The 15,684-nt window shown below is 69.2% G+C and carries 11 protein-coding genes; 10 read left to right on the top strand and 1 reads right to left on the bottom strand.

Going from position 1 to position 15,684, the window contains the following annotated elements:
* The first annotated feature begins 2 nt into the window (after positions 1-2).
* Both WMR31_RS17090 and WMR31_RS17085 read left to right on the top strand, forming a co-directional pair.
* Positions 3-569, top strand: a complete 567-nt coding sequence (locus WMR31_RS17090; protein ID WP_340540079.1) for an adenine phosphoribosyltransferase — start codon at positions 3-5, stop codon at positions 567-569.
* A gap of 258 nt (positions 570-827) precedes the next feature.
* A complete protein-coding gene (locus WMR31_RS17085) occupies positions 828-3,170 on the top strand; it encodes a RelA/SpoT family protein (protein WP_445321643.1) in 2,343 nt (780 codons plus the stop codon).
* Positions 3,171-3,740: 570 nt separating this feature from the next.
* Here WMR31_RS17085 and WMR31_RS17080 read toward each other — a convergent pair.
* The gene (locus tag WMR31_RS17080) at positions 3,741-4,970 is read right to left on the bottom strand and encodes a DUF349 domain-containing protein (RefSeq protein ID WP_340540078.1); all 1,230 of its coding nucleotides are present in this window, start codon (positions 4,968-4,970) and stop codon (positions 3,741-3,743) included.
* Positions 4,971-5,088: 118 nt separating this feature from the next.
* Here WMR31_RS17080 and WMR31_RS17075 point away from each other — a divergent pair, with 118 nt between their 5' ends.
* From WMR31_RS17075 to WMR31_RS17040, 8 genes are all read left to right on the top strand, one after another.
* Positions 5,089-5,778: an MBL fold metallo-hydrolase gene (locus WMR31_RS17075; protein ID WP_340540077.1), complete on the top strand. Its 690-nt coding sequence runs from the start codon at positions 5,089-5,091 to the stop codon at positions 5,776-5,778.
* Positions 5,779-5,801: 23 nt separating this feature from the next.
* Positions 5,802-7,151, top strand: coding sequence for a histidine--tRNA ligase (gene hisS, locus WMR31_RS17070; protein ID WP_340540076.1), 1,350 nt, complete (start codon positions 5,802-5,804; stop codon positions 7,149-7,151).
* The gene (gene aspS / locus WMR31_RS17065) at positions 7,148-8,920 is read left to right on the top strand and encodes an aspartate--tRNA ligase (protein ID WP_340540075.1); all 1,773 of its coding nucleotides are present in this window, start codon (positions 7,148-7,150) and stop codon (positions 8,918-8,920) included. Before hisS ends, aspS begins: the two co-directional genes overlap by 4 nt.
* A gap of 169 nt (positions 8,921-9,089) precedes the next feature.
* On the top strand, positions 9,090-10,118 hold the full coding sequence (locus WMR31_RS17060) for an ABC transporter permease (protein ID WP_340540074.1): 1,029 nt from the start codon (positions 9,090-9,092) through the stop codon (positions 10,116-10,118).
* A gap of 95 nt (positions 10,119-10,213) precedes the next feature.
* Positions 10,214-11,965, top strand: a complete 1,752-nt coding sequence (locus WMR31_RS17055) for an ABC transporter substrate-binding protein (RefSeq protein ID WP_340540073.1) — start codon at positions 10,214-10,216, stop codon at positions 11,963-11,965.
* Positions 11,966-12,166: 201 nt separating this feature from the next.
* Positions 12,167-13,165 carry an ABC transporter permease gene (locus WMR31_RS17050; protein WP_340540072.1) on the top strand — a complete coding sequence of 333 codons (999 nt, stop codon included), beginning with the start codon at positions 12,167-12,169 and terminating at the stop codon, positions 13,163-13,165.
* A complete protein-coding gene (locus tag WMR31_RS17045; protein WP_340540071.1) occupies positions 13,162-14,262 on the top strand; it encodes an ABC transporter ATP-binding protein in 1,101 nt (366 codons plus the stop codon). The genes WMR31_RS17050 and WMR31_RS17045 overlap by 4 nt, the downstream gene beginning before the upstream one ends.
* A 215-nt stretch (positions 14,263-14,477) precedes the next feature.
* Positions 14,478-15,659: an ABC transporter ATP-binding protein gene (locus WMR31_RS17040; RefSeq protein ID WP_340540126.1), complete on the top strand. Its 1,182-nt coding sequence runs from the start codon at positions 14,478-14,480 to the stop codon at positions 15,657-15,659.
* The last annotated feature ends 25 nt before the right edge of the window (positions 15,660-15,684 follow it).

Here is a 15,684-nt window from a genome sequence, read left to right as displayed (position 1 = left end):
CGGTGACGACAGGTCCGCGCGACGAGGTGCACGCGGCGGCCGCCGAGGCGGTCAACCGCCTCATCGTCGACGTCGTCGACTTCCCCCAGCCGGGAGTCGTGTTCAAGGACATCTCGCCGCTGCTGGCCGATCCGGCGGGCTTCGCGGCCGCCGTGGAGGGCCTCGCGGCGGCCGGTCGCGACGCCGAAGGCTCCGTCGCCGTCGACAAGGTCGTCGGCATGGAGGCCCGCGGGTTCATCTTCGCCGCCCCCGTGGCCCTGGCGCTCGGCGTCGGCTTCGTGCCGGTGCGCAAGGTCGGCAAGCTCCCCGGCGAGACCTATGCGGTCTCCTACGACCTCGAGTACGGCCAGGCGACCCTCGAGCTGCACCGAGACGCGATCACCCCCGGCGAACGGGTGCTGCTCATCGACGACGTCCTCGCCACCGGCGGCACCGTCGCCGCCACCCGCGACCTCGTCGCTCAGTGCGGCGGAGTCCCCACCGCCATCGCCGTCTTGATGGAACTCACCTTCCTCCCCGGCCGCGACGCCCTCGGCGACCTCCCACTCACCGCCCTGATGGCCGTCTGACCCGCTCCGGTAGCCGTCCTGGCCGGCCTCGGCGGGGCGGGATTTCCCCGGTCGACCGGGGAAATATGAACTTGGCGGCCGATATCCCGGCCGACAAGTTCAGGGATGGGCCGCCCAGTCGGCTCCCTGATGGTCCGCGGCCTGGTCGCTCAGAACGCTTGTGGAACGAGTCTCGAAGCCGGACCCGCCCCTTTGCGCCCCGTGCCGTCGAGGTCGCGGGCCGACTCGGTGCCCCTGGACTGCCCCTAGACTGGTGACATGACGGAGGAGCGGACCGCGACCCCGGGCTCCGACGCGCCGAGCCCGCGACCTCCGGCCGCCCCGCGCCCCGACCCCGCCGCCGCGATGGCGGGCGGCTCAGGTCGCGGCATGCGCGCGAAGCTCGCCCGCATCGGCAGCCGCAACCAGGCCGTCAACCCGGTGCTCGAACCGCTCTTCCGCGCCGTGCGGGCCAACCACCCGAAGGCCGACCTGGCCCTTCTCGAGCGCGCCTACACCACCGCCGAGAAGATGCACGGCACCCAGATGCGCAAGAGCGGCGACCCCTACATCACCCATCCGCTCGCGGTCACCACGATCCTCGCCGGGATCGGCATGACCGAGCCGACCCTGGTCGCCGCCCTCCTGCACGACACCGTCGAGGACACCTCCTACACCCTCGACGAGTGCCGCGAGGACTTCGGCGACGAGGTCGCCCGGATGGTCGACGGCGTCACCAAGCTCGACAAGGTCGTCTACGGCGACTCCGCGCAGGCCGAGACCATCCGCAAGATGATCGTGGCGATGTCGCGCGACATCCGGGTCCTCGTCATCAAGCTCGCCGACCGGCTGCACAACATGCGCACCCTGCGCTACGTGCCGCTCAAGAGCCAGGAGCGCACCGCCCGCGAGACCCTCGACATCTACGCCCCGCTGGCCCACCGGCTCGGCATGAACACCATCAAGTGGGAGCTGGAGGACCTCGCGTTCGCCACCTTGCACCCCAAGATCTACGACGAGATCGTGCGGATGGTCGCCGAGCGGGCCCCTTCGCGCGACAGCTTCCTCGCCGAGGTGATCAGCCAGGTCGAGAAGGACCTGCGCGAGGCCAAGGTGAAGGCCACCGTCACCGGCCGTCCCAAGCACTACTACTCGATCTACCAGAAGATGATCGTCGGCGGCCGCGACTTCGACGACATCTACGACCTGGTCGGCATCCGGATCCTCGTCGACGAGGACCGCGACTGCTACTCGGTCCTCGGCGTGCTCCACTCGCGCTGGAACCCGGTGCTGGGCCGGTTCAAGGACTACGTCGCGATGCCGAAGTTCAACATGTACCAGTCGCTGCACACCACCGTCATCGGCCCGCAGGGCAAGCCGGTGGAGATGCAGATCCGCACCTTCGGGATGCACCGCCGCGCCGAGTACGGCGTCGCGGCGCACTGGAAGTACAAGGAGGACGGGCGCGAGGGCCGCGACACCGAGCGCAAGGGCGACATGGACGACATGTCGTGGGTCCGCCAGCTCCTCGACTGGCAGAGCGAGGTCGAGGACCCCGGCGAGTTCCTGGAGTCCCTGCGCTTCGAGATCAACCGTGCCGAGACCTACGTGTTCACCCCGCGCGGCGACGTCATCGCCCTGCCGGCCGGCTCCACCCCCGTCGACTTCGCCTACGCCGTCCACACCGAGGTCGGCCACCACACCATCGGCGCGCGCGTCAACGGGCGCCTGGTGCCCTTGGAGTCGACGCTCGAGAACGGCGACGTCATCGAGGTCTTCACCTCCAAGTCCGCCAACGCCGGCCCCTCGCGCGACTGGCTCGGCTTCGTGAAGTCTCCGCGAGCCCGGTCCAAGATCCGTCAGTGGTTCACCAAGGAGCGCCGCGAGGAGGCAGTCGAGCGCGGCAAGGACGCGATCGCCAAGCTGATGCGCAAGGAGGGGCTGCCGATCAAGCGGCTGCTCACCCACGAGTCGCTCACCCTGGTCGCCGCCCAGCTCAAGCTCGCCGACGTCACCGCGCTCTACGCCGCGGTAGGGGAGGGCAACCTCGGCGCCCAGGCCGTCGTCCGCCGCGTCATCGACCTCCACGGCGGCGACGAGGGCGTCCAGGAGGACCTGGCCGAGGCCGTCACCATCACCGGACGCCGTGGCCGCTCGATCGCGGGCGGCGGCGCCGACGCCGGCGTCATTGTCAAGGGCTCACCCGACGTGTGGGTCAAGCTCGCCAAGTGCTGCACCCCTGTGCCCCCCGACGACATCCTCGGCTTCGTCACCAAGGGTGGGGGAGTCTCGGTGCACCGCGCGGACTGCACCAACGCCAAGGACCTGCGCCGCCAGCCCGAGAAGGTGCTCGAGGTGGAGTGGGCCCCCACCGGCCAGTCGATGTTCCTGGTCAACATCCAGGTCGAGGCCCTCGACCGCGCCCGCCTGCTCTCCGACATCACCATGGTGCTCTCCGACGCGCACGTGAACATCCTCTCCGCCAGCCTCTCCACCACCCGCGATCGCGTCGCCAAGTCCCGTTTCAGCTTCGAGATGGCCGAGGCCAAGCACCTCGACACCGTCCTGCGCGCCGTCCGCGGCGTCCCCGGCGTCTTCGACGCCTACCGCGTCACGGCCTAGCCCGCCGCCTTCGGCGGCGGGAGCGGGGTGGGTCGCCCGCCGCGGGGAGTGGTGCGCGTCCGGCCTGCGGCCGAGACCCGCTTCCGAGGGACAAGGGCCCCGCGTCGCTCGGGCGGTCTCTGGGTGCCTGGCTGGCTTGGTACCCCGGCGCCGCGCGTCCTTTTAGCCCTCGGAAGCGGGCCTCGTCCTCCGGCCGGCCGCGCACCACCGGGTCCCCTTGGCTGCTGTGGGTGTGGATGTGGTTGGGAGTGGCTGTCCGCAACCCACGTCGCGATGTGACGTGAGCGGCGAGACTCACCATCCCTCACATCTCACCCGACCAGCAACGAGCGGGGTGAACGTGGTGTGGGACTGCCCGGCGGACGGACCGGCTTCCGGGGGCTAAAAGGACGCGCGGCGCCGGAGAGCCCAAGCCGGCCCACCTGCCAGGCCACCCGAGCGACGCGGGGACCCTGTCCCCCGGAAGCCGGTTCGGCCAGAGGGCCGTCCCACACCACCCCCGCGAGACCGGCGACCCACCACCCCCCGCCGCCGAAGGCGGCGGGCAAGTGCGCCGAAGGCGCGCAAGGGTCAGCCCGAGAAGTCGGCGGAGGCGCGCCTGGCCATCTCGAGGAAGGAGCGGCGCGAGTCGAGGTTCTCCTCGAGCTCCTTGATCTTCTTCTCGTTCCCGGCCGCGCGGGCGGACTCCAGATCGGCCTCGACCTTGGCGATGGCGTCCTCGAGCTTGGTGACCATGTCGTTGGCGCGGGCGGACTTCTCCGGGTCCGAGCGCTTCCACTGGTCGTCCTCGGCGGACCGGATGGCGTTCTCGACGGCGCGCATGCGGCCCTCGAGCTCCTTCATCCGGTTGCGGGGCACCTTGCCGGCGGCCTCCCACTTGTCGGCGAGGTCGCGGAAGGTCTTCTTGGTGGCGTCGAAGTCCTTGACCGGCACCAGCGCCTCGATCTCGACGATCAAGGCGTCCTTGACCTCGGCGTTGGCCTCGAACTCGGCGTCGAGAGCGGCGTTGGCGGCGTCGCGGGCACCGAAGAACTGGTCCTGGGCGCCGCGGAAGCGCTTCCACAGAGCGTCGTCGACGTCCTTGGGGGCGGGGCCGGCGGCCTTCCAGTCGCGCATCAGGTCGCGGTAGCGGCCGGCGGTCGGTCCCCACTCGGTGGACGACGCCAGGGCCTCGGCCTCCTTGGCCAACCGCTCCTTGACTACGCGGGCGCCCTCGCGCTTCTCGTCCTGCTCGGCGAAGTGCGCCTTGCGGGCCTTGGTGTAGGCGGTGCGGGCGCCGGAGAACCGCTTCCACAGGGCGTCGTCGGACGGCCGGTCGATGCGGGGGAGCGCCTTCCACTGCTCGAGCAGGTCGCGCAGCCGGTTGGCGCCATTGCGCCAGTCGGTGCCGGTGGCGATGGCCTCGGCCTCGGTGACGATCTGCTCCTTGGCGGCCTTCGACTCCTCGGCCTTGGCAGCCTTCTCCGCGCGGCGGGCCTCACGCTGGGTGGCCAGCACCGGGGCGAGCGCGTCGAGGCGGGCGCCGAGTGCCGCGAGGTCGCCGACGGCGTTGGCGTCGCTCACCTGGGCGCGCACGGTCTTGATCGACTCGGCGGCCTCCTCGGGCGAGAGCTTGCCCGAGTTGACCCGCTGCTCGAGGAGCTGCACCTCGAAGGACAGCGCCTCGTAGCGTTCGGTGAAGAAGTGAAGTGCCTCTTCGGGGGTGCCGGCGGGGTAGGAGCCCACCGCGCGCTCGCCGTCAGTCGTCTTCACGTAGACGGTGCCGTCGTCGTCGACGCGGCCCCATTCGCTACTCGTCACTACATTCCCTCTTCGTCAGATCCTGCGCCCCACCACCCTAAAGGACCAGCATGAGGTGCGCGTGCGCGCGTCGGACACCGGCGCGCCCGGGCCGCGCCGGGCTCGCTACCCTGAGGCAGTGCTGATCGCCGCCTTCCCCGCTGGTCCGTGGGGCACCAACTGTTATGTCGCGGCCACCGGGCCGGGCACCGAGTGCGTGGTGATCGACCCCGGGATGGATGCCACCCGCGGGGTCGTCGACCTCGTGCGCGAGCACCGGCTCAAGCCGGTCGCGGTGCTGGTCACCCACGGCCACATCGACCACATGTGGAGCGTGGCGCCGGTCGCCGGCACCTACGACGCCACCGCGTGGATCCATCCGCGCGACCGGCACCTGCTGAGCGACCCGATGCAGGGCATGTCGCCCGAGACCGCGCGGATGCTGCTCGGCGGCGATCACAGCTTCGCCGAGCCCGACGATGTCAAGGAGCTGGCCGACGGCCAGGTGATCGACCTGGCGGGCCTGAAGTTCGCCGTCGACCACACGCCCGGCCACACCGAGGGCTCGGTGACCTTCCGGACGCCGTACGGCGAGGCCGCCGGTCAGCCGGACATCTCCGAGGTGATGTTCTCCGGCGACCTGCTGTTCGCGGGCTCGATCGGGCGCACCGACCTGCCCGGCGGCGACCATCCCACGATCCTGCGCAGCCTGCGCGACAAGGTGCTGCCGCTGGCCGACGACGTCGTCGTGCTTCCCGGGCACGGCGAGCAGACCTCGATCGGCCGCGAGCGCGCCACCAATCCCTATCTGCAAGACCTCCACGACTGACCCCGGACTGACCCAGGACCCCAATGGCCAAGATCGCCCCGCTGAGCGGTTTCCCCGAGCTGCTGCCCTCGGCGCGCGTCGTCGAGCGCGCCGTCATCGACTCCCTTGCCCGCACCTTCGAGCTGCACGGCTTCACCAGCATCGAGACGCGCGCAGTCGAGCCGGTCGACGTCCTGCTCGGCAAGGGCGAGACCTCCAAGGAGGTCTACGTCCTCGAGCGGATCCAGAAGGAGGAGGGCGGTGAGTCGGCCGGGGTCGGCCTGCACTTCGACCTCACCGTGCCCTTCGCGCGCTATGTCCTCGAGCACGCCGGGCACCTGGAGTTCCCGTTCCGGCGCTTCCAGATCCAACCGGCCTGGCGCGGTGAGCGGCCGCAGGAGGGCCGCTACCGGCAGTTCACCCAGGCCGACGTCGACATCGTGGGTCGCGACGAGCTCGCGTTCCACCACGACGTCGAGGTGATGCGCGTGATGGTCGAGGCGCTCGACGCGCTGCCGATCCCACCGGTGAGCTTCCAGTTCAACAACCGCAAGCTCATCCAGGGCTTCTACCGCGGACTCGGCATTCCCGACATCGAGGCCGCGATCCGGGTGATCGACAAGCTCGACAAGCTGCCTCGCGAGAAGGTCGCCGAGCTCTTGGTGAGCGATGCCGGCGCCACCGATGAGCAGGCGGCACGCTGCCTGGAGCTTGCCACGATCCGGGTGCCCGACACCTCCTTCGTGGAGCGCGTGCGAGCCCTCGGCGTCGAGGACGACCTGCTGGAGGAGGGCCTCGGCGAGCTCGCCGCCGTCGTCGCCGGTTGCGCGGCCGCCTCCGCGTCGAGCGTCACCGTCGAGGCGAACCTGCGCATCGCCCGGGGACTGGACTACTACACCGGCACCGTCGTGGAGATCTTCATGGCCGGGTACGAGCGGTTGAAGTCCGTCGGAGGCGGTGGCCGCTACGACGCCCTTGCCACCGACGGCCGGACCACCTATCCGGGCGTCGGGGTGTCCTTCGGCGTCTCGCGCTCGCTCATCCCGCTGCTCGCCGACGGCGTCGTCGCGGGCAGCCGTTCGGTGCCCAGCGCGGTGCTGGTCGCCGTCGTCGACGAGGAGAGTCGCGGCACGAGCGACGACGTCGCCGCTCGGTTACGCGCCCGCGGGATCCCGTGCGAGGTCTCGGCCAATGCACAGAAGTTCGGCAAGCAGATCCGCAACGCCGAACGACGCGGCATCCCGTACGTCTGGTTCGAACAGGACGACGGCACCCACCAGGTCAAGGACATCCGTTCGGGCGACCAGGTCGACGCCGACCCGTCGGCCTGGACCCCACCCACCGACGACCTGCGACCGCAGGTCGTCACGAGCAACAACCAGGAGAACTCGTGATCCGCACTCATGACGCCGGCACGCTGCGTGCCGAGAACGTCGGCCAGACCGTCACCCTCGCCGGGTGGGTGGCTAACCGTCGCGATCACGGCGGGGTCGCCTTCATCGACCTGCGCGAGGCCAGCGGCGTCGTGCAGGTGGTGATCCGCGACGAGGAGGTCGCGCACGCGCTGCGCGCCGAGTACTGCCTCAAGGTCACCGGCGAGGTCGTGGCCCGCAAGGAGGGCAACGAGAACCCCAACCTGCCCACCGGCGACATCGAGGTCGTCGCCACCGACGTCGAGGTGCTCAGCGCCGCGGTGCCGCTGCCGTTCCCGATCAGCGACCACGTCGAGGTGGGGGAGGAGGCCCGGCTCAAGCACCGCTACCTCGACCTGCGGCGCTCCGGCCCGAACCAGGCCCTGCGCCTGCGCAGCAGGGTCAACAAGGCCGCCCGCGACGTCCTCGACGGACACGGCTTCGTGGAGATCGAGACGCCGACGCTGACTCGCAGCACGCCCGAGGGCGCGCGCGACTTCCTGGTGCCGGCACGCCTCGCGCCGGGCAGCTGGTACGCCCTGCCGCAGAGCCCGCAGCTGTTCAAGCAGCTGCTCATGGTGGCCGGCATGGAGCGCTACTACCAGATCGCGCGGTGCTACCGCGACGAGGACTTCCGCGCCGACCGGCAGCCGGAGTTCACCCAGCTCGACATCGAGATGAGCTTCGTCGAGCAGGACGACGTCCTGGCCGTCGCCGAGGAGATCCTGGTGGCCCTGTGGGCCCTGATCGGCCACGAGATCACCACCCCGCTGCCGCGGATGACCTACGCCGAGGCGATGGCCCGCTACGGCTCCGACAAGCCCGACCTGCGGATGGGCCAGGAGCTCGTGGAGTGCACCGAGTTCTTCAAGGACACCACGTTCCGCGTCTTCCAGGCGCCCTACGTCGGCGCCGTCGTCATGCCCGGCGGCGCGAGCCAGCCGCGCAAGCAGCTCGACGCCTGGCAGGAGTGGGCCAAGCAGCGTGGTGCCAGAGGCCTGGCCTACGTCCTGGTCCAGGACGACGGCGAGCTCACCGGGCCGGTCGCCAAGAACCTCACCGACGCCGAACGTGCCGGTATCGCGGCCCACGTAGGAGCCGAGCCCGGCGACTGCATCTTCTTCGCCGCCGGCCCGGTCAAGAGCAGCCGCGCGCTGCTCGGCGCCGCCCGCCTGGAGATCGGCCGCCGGTGCGGCCTGATCGACGAGGACGCGTGGAGCTTCCTGTGGGTCGTCGACGCGCCGCTCTTCGAGCCGGCCGACGAGGCGACCGCGGCCGGCGACGTCGCCGTGGGCAGCGGCGCCTGGACCGCCGTGCACCATGCGTTCACCTCCCCGCAGGACCTCGACTCCTTCGACGCCGATCCCGGCAACGCGCTGGCCTGGGCCTACGACATCGTCTGCAATGGCAACGAGATCGGGGGCGGCTCGATCCGTATCCACCGCGACGACATCCAGAAGCGGGTCTTCGCGATCATGGGGATCGAGGAGGACGAGGCCCAGGAGAAGTTCGGCTTCCTCCTCGACGCCTTCGCCTACGGCGCGCCCCCGCACGGCGGCATCGCCTTCGGCTGGGACCGGATCGTGTCGCTGCTGGCCGGCAGCGACTCGATCCGCGACGTCATCGCCTTCCCAAAGTCCGGAGGCGGCTACGACCCGCTGACGGCGGCGCCCGCACCGATCACCGCGCAGCAGCGCAAGGAAGCCGGTGTCGACGCCACTGCGACGGAAGATCTCCCGTCCGAGGGCTGATCCCGGGCTGACCGTCCGACCGGTCGAGACCAGATCGTTATCGCCGCGTGCCCCGCGATCGCGATCTGGTCGCCTAGAGTCCCTCCCGGCGCGCAGGCGCGCCGGTGGCGAAGATCGTCACCGGTGAGGCGGAAGCGAGACCTGGTGAACAGGTCCGGTGAGGGTGGGCATGACCGATCCGATGAGCACCGACGTCCTCGAGGGATTCGAGGACGAGCCGGAGAAGCCGCGCGGCAAGTCCGCCAAGCAGGCAAAGGAGCTCGCGGGTCGTTCGCCGACCCAGATCGCTCTGGCCCGGCTGCGCAAGGACTGGGTCGCGGTCACCTGCGCGATCATCCTGCTGGTGCTGGTCCTCATCGGTCTGCTGGCACCGGTGATCACGAACGCGATGGGCATCTACAAGGACTACAGCGCGGGCGCGCCGACCGCGAGTGAGATGACCGCCTTCGACGGCTACCCGCTGATCGGGCCGCCGTATGAGAAGTTCACCTGGTCGCACCCGCTGGGCATCGAGCCCGGCTCCGGCTTCGACAACCTCGCGCTCCTCGTTTACGGCCTGCGCACCTCGCTGCTGGTCGCCACCCTGGCCACCATCTTCGCCACGGTCGTCGGGGTCACCCTCGGCCTGATCGCGGGATACGCCCAGGGCTGGCTCGACTCGCTGCTGTCGTTCGTCATCGACTTCTTCCTCTCCTTCCCGTTCGTGCTCGGCGCACTGACGCTGGCCCCGATCCTGGTCAGCAACTTCACCAGCGCCGACAGCCTGGGCAAGGCGCAGTTCTTCTCCCTCATCGGCGTGCTCGTGCTCTTCGGCTGGATGGGCCTGGCCCGCCTGATCCGCGGGCAGGTGCTCTCCCTGCGCGAGCGGGAGTTCGTGCAGGCCGCCCGGGTGATCGGCGTCCCGACGCGCCAGATCCTGTTCAAGGAGCTGCTACCGAACCTGGTGGCCCCGATCGTCGTCGCGGTATCGCTGGCACTGCCCGGCTTCGTGGCCGCTGAGGCGGGCCTCTCCTTCCTCGGCATCGGCCTGAGCGAGGGCACCTCGCTCGGCAAGACGATCAACAAGGCCGCGCGCTACTACGACAGCTATCCGCTGTACCTGTGGGCCCCCGTGCTCACCGTGATGATCCTCGTGATCGCGCTGAACCTCCTCGGAGACTCCGTGCGCGACGCGTTCGACCCCAAGACTCGCCGATGAGCCGCCTCCGGCCTCGGGAGAACCCCAGAAAAGAAGAGAAGGGTGGCAACACGATGCGGTTGAGGAACTCAGCCATTGCCGTGCTAGCCGTCAGCATGTTCGCCTTGGCGGCCTGTGGCGGTGGCGGCGACGACGGCGACGGCGACGGCAACGGCGGTCGCGGAGGTGTCAGCTCCGACGACACCTCGAAGGCCGGAGACGGTGGCGACACCGGCGAAGGCCAGGACCCGAACAGGGTCGACGGGCCGGTCACGATCGACGGCGCCACCGAGGGCGGCACCGTCACGGTGCTCTCGAACGCGGGTCTGAACACGATGGACCCCTCCGAGGCCTACTACCAGAACACGACCTCGATCCTCACCAGCCTCGTGACTCGTCAGCTGACGCAGTACGTCTATGACGAGGAGTCGGAGACGATGATCCTGATCCCCGACCTCGCCACCAGTCTCGGTGAGCCCAGTGACGACTTCAAGACCTGGACGTTCGAGCTCAAGGACGGCATCAAGTACGAGGACGGCACCCCGGTCAAGCCCGAGGACTTCGTCTACGCCGCGGCGCGGTCGATGGACCGCACCCAGTTCCCCGAGGGCCCGGCCTACTCCAACGACTTCTTCAAGGGTGGCTCCACCTACGAGGGTCCGTTCACCGGCAAGGGCCTCGACGGCTTCGACGCGGTGACGGTGGAGGGCAACAAGCTCACCTACCACATGGACACCCCGTTCCCCGACCTGCCGTACTGGCTGTCGTTCGCGGCGATGGGCCCGATCCCGGAGAAGCAGGGCTCCGACCCGGCCGCCTACGCGCTGCACCCGCTGGCCACCGGGCCCTACAAGTTCGCCGACTACACCCCGGAGAAGGCGCTGACCCTGGTCCGCAACGACCAGTGGGACCCCAACAGCGACCCGGGACGCACCGCCTACCCGGACTCCTACAACTTCAAGTTGCAGGAGGCCTCGGAGAAGATCGACGAGCTGATGGTCGGCGACAAGGGTGACGCGCAGACCACGCTCACCTACGACGACGTGCTCTCGGCCAACTACCGCGACATGAACGAGTCCGGTCGACTCGTGGTCGGCAGCTTCCCGCTGACCTCCTACTGGGGCATGGACTACCGCAAGATCACCGACCTCAAGGTGCGCCAGGCGCTCGCCTACGCGTTCCCCTACGCCGACTTCTACCGGGCGACCGGTCTCATCGACGGCGTCACCGCCATCCCGGGCTCCACGCTGATGCCGCCGGGTACCCCCGGTCGTGTGGAGTTCAACCCGATCCCCGACCACGAGATCGGCACGACCGACACCGACAAGGCCAAGCAGCTCCTCGAGGAGGCCGGCGCCGTCGGCTTCGAGATCAAGTGGCCCTACGCCAACGACGACGAGCAGGCTGTGGCGGGCAAGAACGCCATCGTCGCCTCGCTCGAGAAGGCCGGCTTCAAGGCCAGCCCGCTGCCGACCACCGTCGCCGAGCTCTCCACGGTGCGTGCCGACCCCGACGCGGACATCAACGTCCGTCCGGCCGGCTGGATCGCTGACTGGCCGTCCGGTGGGTCCTGGTTCCCGCCGGTCATCCAGAGCACCAACCTCCAGAAGGAGGGTCTCGGCTCCAACTACTCGGTGTTCAACGAGCCCGCCATCGACCAGAAGATCAAGGACATCCTCCAGATGGACGTCGAGGAGCAGCCCGCCGCCTGGGGTGCCCTCGACGAGGAGGTCATGACCGACTACCTGCCGCTGTTCGTCACCCGCTACGGCGGCGTCGCCCAGCAGCACGGCTCGAAGATCATGGGTCACTACATCGACAACACGATCGGCATGCCGACCTGGAAGAACATCTACGTCGCCCAGTGACATCGCGCACTGAGTGCTAGATGGTGGCGGGGCCGGCCACGCCGGCCCCGCCACCGCATGTCCACAAGCACCACCGCAAGCACCACCGGCAGCAACCAGCACCACTCACGAGCCGTCCGGGCGAAGAGCTCGCCCAGCAGGCGGTGACAACCAGCCTCCGCGACACGACCGCCCCGAGGGCGACGAGGGAAGGACATCAAGATGTTGGGATTCGTGGTGAGGCGACTGATGTCCTCACTCCTGGTCATCCTGCTCGCCTCGTTCGTGGTGTTCGCCATCTTCTACCTCGGGCCCAGCAACCCGGCCAAGCCGGTGTGCGACGCCCAGGGCAAGTGCACCCCCGAGCGGTTGGCTGCCATCGAGCACAACATGGGACTCGACAAGAACGTGTTCGAGGCCTACGGCACCTTCATGAAGGGAGTCGTGGCAGGCCGAGAGGTGACGGTCGGCTCGAAGCAGTACGACTGCGCGGCACCGTGCCTCGGGATCTCCTTCGCCAACGGGCAGGAGGTCACCAGCGAGCTGAAGAAGCGTCTGGTGCCCACACTGCTCGTCGCGATCGGCGGCTCGCTCACCTATCTCATACTCGGCGTGCTCATCGGCGTCTTCGCCGCCTCCAAACGTGGCACCATCGCCGATCGCCTGCTGGTCTCGGGCAGCCTGCTGGTCTCCTCGGTGCCCTACTACCTGATGTGTCTGCTGGCGTGGATCTACCTGACCCAGCAATGGTCGATCTTCCCCGAGACCGGCTACTTCCCGATCACCGAGAATCCCTTCAAGACCTTCACCGGGCTGCTCCTGCCGTGTCTGGTGCTCGGCATCGCCAGCGCCCCGGCCTATGCCCGATTCACTCGTGGTCAGATGGTCGAGACTCTCGGTGACGACTACATCCGCACCGCCAAGGCCAAGGGCCTGCCCGGACACTCGGTGCTCACCAAGCACGCCCTGCGAGCGGCGATCGTCCCGATCATCACCATCTTCGGTCTCGACTTCGGCGTGCTGCTCGGCGGCACCATCTTCACCGAGTTCATCTTCGACATCGACGGCATCGGCCGCTGGGGGCTGCTGGCCCTGCGCGCCCCGCTCGATCTACCGGTGATCACCGCTACCGTCCTGGTCGGATCGCTGCTGATCGTGATCTCCAACCTGTTGGTCGACCTGACCTACGGGTTCCTCGACCCGCGAGTGAGGCTCGGATGACCACCCTGGAGAAGACGCCAGACGCCGGCGGCCCCGCCGGCAAGGCCGACGCGCCCTACCTCGAGGTCAACGACCTGACGGTGAAGTTCCCCACCGCCGACGGTCTCGTGCACGCGGTCAGCAACCTCAGCTACAGCGTCGAGCTCGGCAAGACCCTCGGCATCGTCGGCGAGTCCGGATCGGGCAAGTCGGTCTCGAGCATGGCGGTGCTCGGACTCCACGACGCCCGTACCGCTCGCATCACCGGCTCGATCAAGGTCGACGGCATGGAGGTCGTCGGTCTCTCGGACCAGAAGATGCGCGCGATGCGCGGCAACAGCACGGCGATGATCTTCCAGGACGCCCTGGCCGCCCTCCACCCGTTCTACCGGGTCGGCGCGCAGCTGGCCGAGGCCTACCAGATCCACCATCCCGGCGCCAACAAGCGCGACGCCCGACGCAGGGCCATCGAGATGCTCGACCGCGTCGGCATCCCCGAGCCGCACAGCCGGGTCGACGACTTCCCGCACCAGTTCTCCGGGGGCATGCGGCAGCGGGTGATGATCGCGATGGGTCTCATCAACGACCCCGCGCTGCTCATCGCCGACGAGCCGACCACCGCCCTGGACGTGACGGTCCAGGCCCAGATCCTCGATCTCCTCCAGGACCTCCAGAAGGAGTTCAACTCCGCGATCGTCATCATCACCCACGACCTCGGCGTGATCGCCGAGATGGCCGACGACGTCCTGGTGATGTACTCGGGACGAGCCGTCGAGTACGGCTCCTGCCGCGAGATCCTCTCGCACCCGGAGATGCCCTACACCTGGGGCCTGCTCTCGAGCGTGCCGGATGTGACCTCCGACCCGAACGCCCGGATGATCCCGATCCCCGGCACCCCGCCGAGCATGCTCAACCCGCCGATCGGCTGCGCCTTCGAGGCCCGGTGCACCCACAGCGACAAGGTGGGCGGCGACCTGTGCGCCACCAAGCTGCCCGAGATGCGACCCGGCGGCCGCGGTGCGCACCACCTCAAGCGCTGCCACCTCGCCGACCCCGACGCGGTCTACGCTGCTGAGGTGCTGCCGGTGATCGCCCCCGACCTTGCCGAGGAGAGCTGATGTCGCATTCGCGCTCAGAGAGCCCCGATCAGCCCGACTACCCGGATGCTCCGCCCACCGACCCGCCTCCGGTGACCTACGCCGGCGGCGCCCGCAGCGAGCCGGTCGGCGACCCGAGCGTCGATGCCGCCACGCGAGCCCGACTCGAGAAGAAGGCGCTCGACACCCCCGGGGACCCCGACGAGGAGCCGGTCGTCACCGAGACCTTCACCGAGCTGGTCGAGCAGACCCACTCGGCGGCCAAGCTCGATCCGAGCGCGCCACCGATCCTGACGGTCAACAACCTCAAGATGTACTTCCCGGTGAAGTCGGGCGGTGTGGTCCGCCGCACCATCGGCCACGTCCAGGCCGTCGACGGCGTCTCCTTCGAGGTGCCGGAGGGCGGATCACTGGGCCTGGTGGGCGAGTCGGGCTGCGGCAAGTCGACCACCGGTCGGCTCATCACCCGGCTGTACAAGCCGACCTCCGGCTCGATGATGTTCGAGGGTCACGACCTCGCCTCGCTGGACAACAAGGAGATGAAGCCGCTGCGCCGCGAGGTGCAGATGATCTTCCAGGACCCCTACAGCTCGCTGAACCCGCGGCACACCGTCGGCACGATCGTCGGCACGCCCCTGCAGGTCCACGACATGGTGCCGAAGAACCAGGTCCTCGGTCGCGTCCAGGAGCTCCTCGAGGTCGTCGGCCTCAACCCCGAGCACTACAACCGCTACCCCAACGAGTTCTCCGGCGGACAGCGTCAGCGCATCGGCATCGCCCGCGCGCTGGCCCTCCAGCCGAAGCTGATGGTGGCCGACGAGCCGGTCTCCGCGCTGGACGTGTCGATCCAGGCGCAGGTCATCAACCTGCTCCAAGACATCCAGACCGAGTTCAACGTCGCCTTCCTCTTCATCGCCCACGACCTCGCCGTGGTGCGGCACTTCTGCCCCGAGATCGCGGTGATGTATCTCGGCAAGATCGTGGAGATCGGCGACCGCGAGAGCATCTACGAGCACCCGGCGCACCCCTACACCCAGGCGCTGCTGTCGGCCGTGCCCGACGTCAAGCAGGCCACCATCGGCGGCCGCCGCGAGCGGATCCGGCTCGAGGGCGACGTGCCGAGCCCCATCAACCCGCCATCGGGTTGCCGGTTCCGTACCCGATGCCCGATCGCCCAGGAGATCTGCGCCAAGCACGAGCCACCGCTGCTCCAGATCGGCCCGCGCCACAAGGTCGCCTGCCACTTCCCGGGACCGGTGGGGCACCACCCGACCGAGCCGCTCACGGCCGGGCTCCTCGGCGTCGACCGGACCGGCAGCCCCGAGCCGGGCGCCTCGCCGTCGAAGGAAGTCATCAACAAGCCGGGCTACGACGACACCTGGTTCGACGTGAACACGAGGACGTTTGGACGAGCCTGACGCCCTCTTCGACGCCCCCGTCGAG

Source organism: Nocardioides epinepheli (assembly GCF_037936805.1).
Lineage (GTDB): Bacteria > Actinomycetota > Actinomycetes > Propionibacteriales > Nocardioidaceae > Nocardioides.
Note: the sequence above shows the minus strand (reverse complement) of the source record. Positions and strands in the feature narration are given on the sequence as shown.

Coding starts and splice junctions, on each gene's coding strand:
- WMR31_RS17085 (WP_445321643.1), top strand. CDS start 828: ATGACGGAGGAGCGGACCGCGACCCCGGGCTCCGACGCGCCGAGCCCG.
- WMR31_RS17050 (WP_340540072.1), top strand. CDS start 12,167: ATGTTGGGATTCGTGGTGAGGCGACTGATGTCCTCACTCCTGGTCATC.
- WMR31_RS17045 (WP_340540071.1), top strand. CDS start 13,162: ATGACCACCCTGGAGAAGACGCCAGACGCCGGCGGCCCCGCCGGCAAG.
- hisS (WP_340540076.1), top strand. CDS start 5,802: ATGGCCAAGATCGCCCCGCTGAGCGGTTTCCCCGAGCTGCTGCCCTCG.
- WMR31_RS17055 (WP_340540073.1), top strand. CDS start 10,214: ATGTTCGCCTTGGCGGCCTGTGGCGGTGGCGGCGACGACGGCGACGGC.
- WMR31_RS17060 (WP_340540074.1), top strand. CDS start 9,090: ATGACCGATCCGATGAGCACCGACGTCCTCGAGGGATTCGAGGACGAG.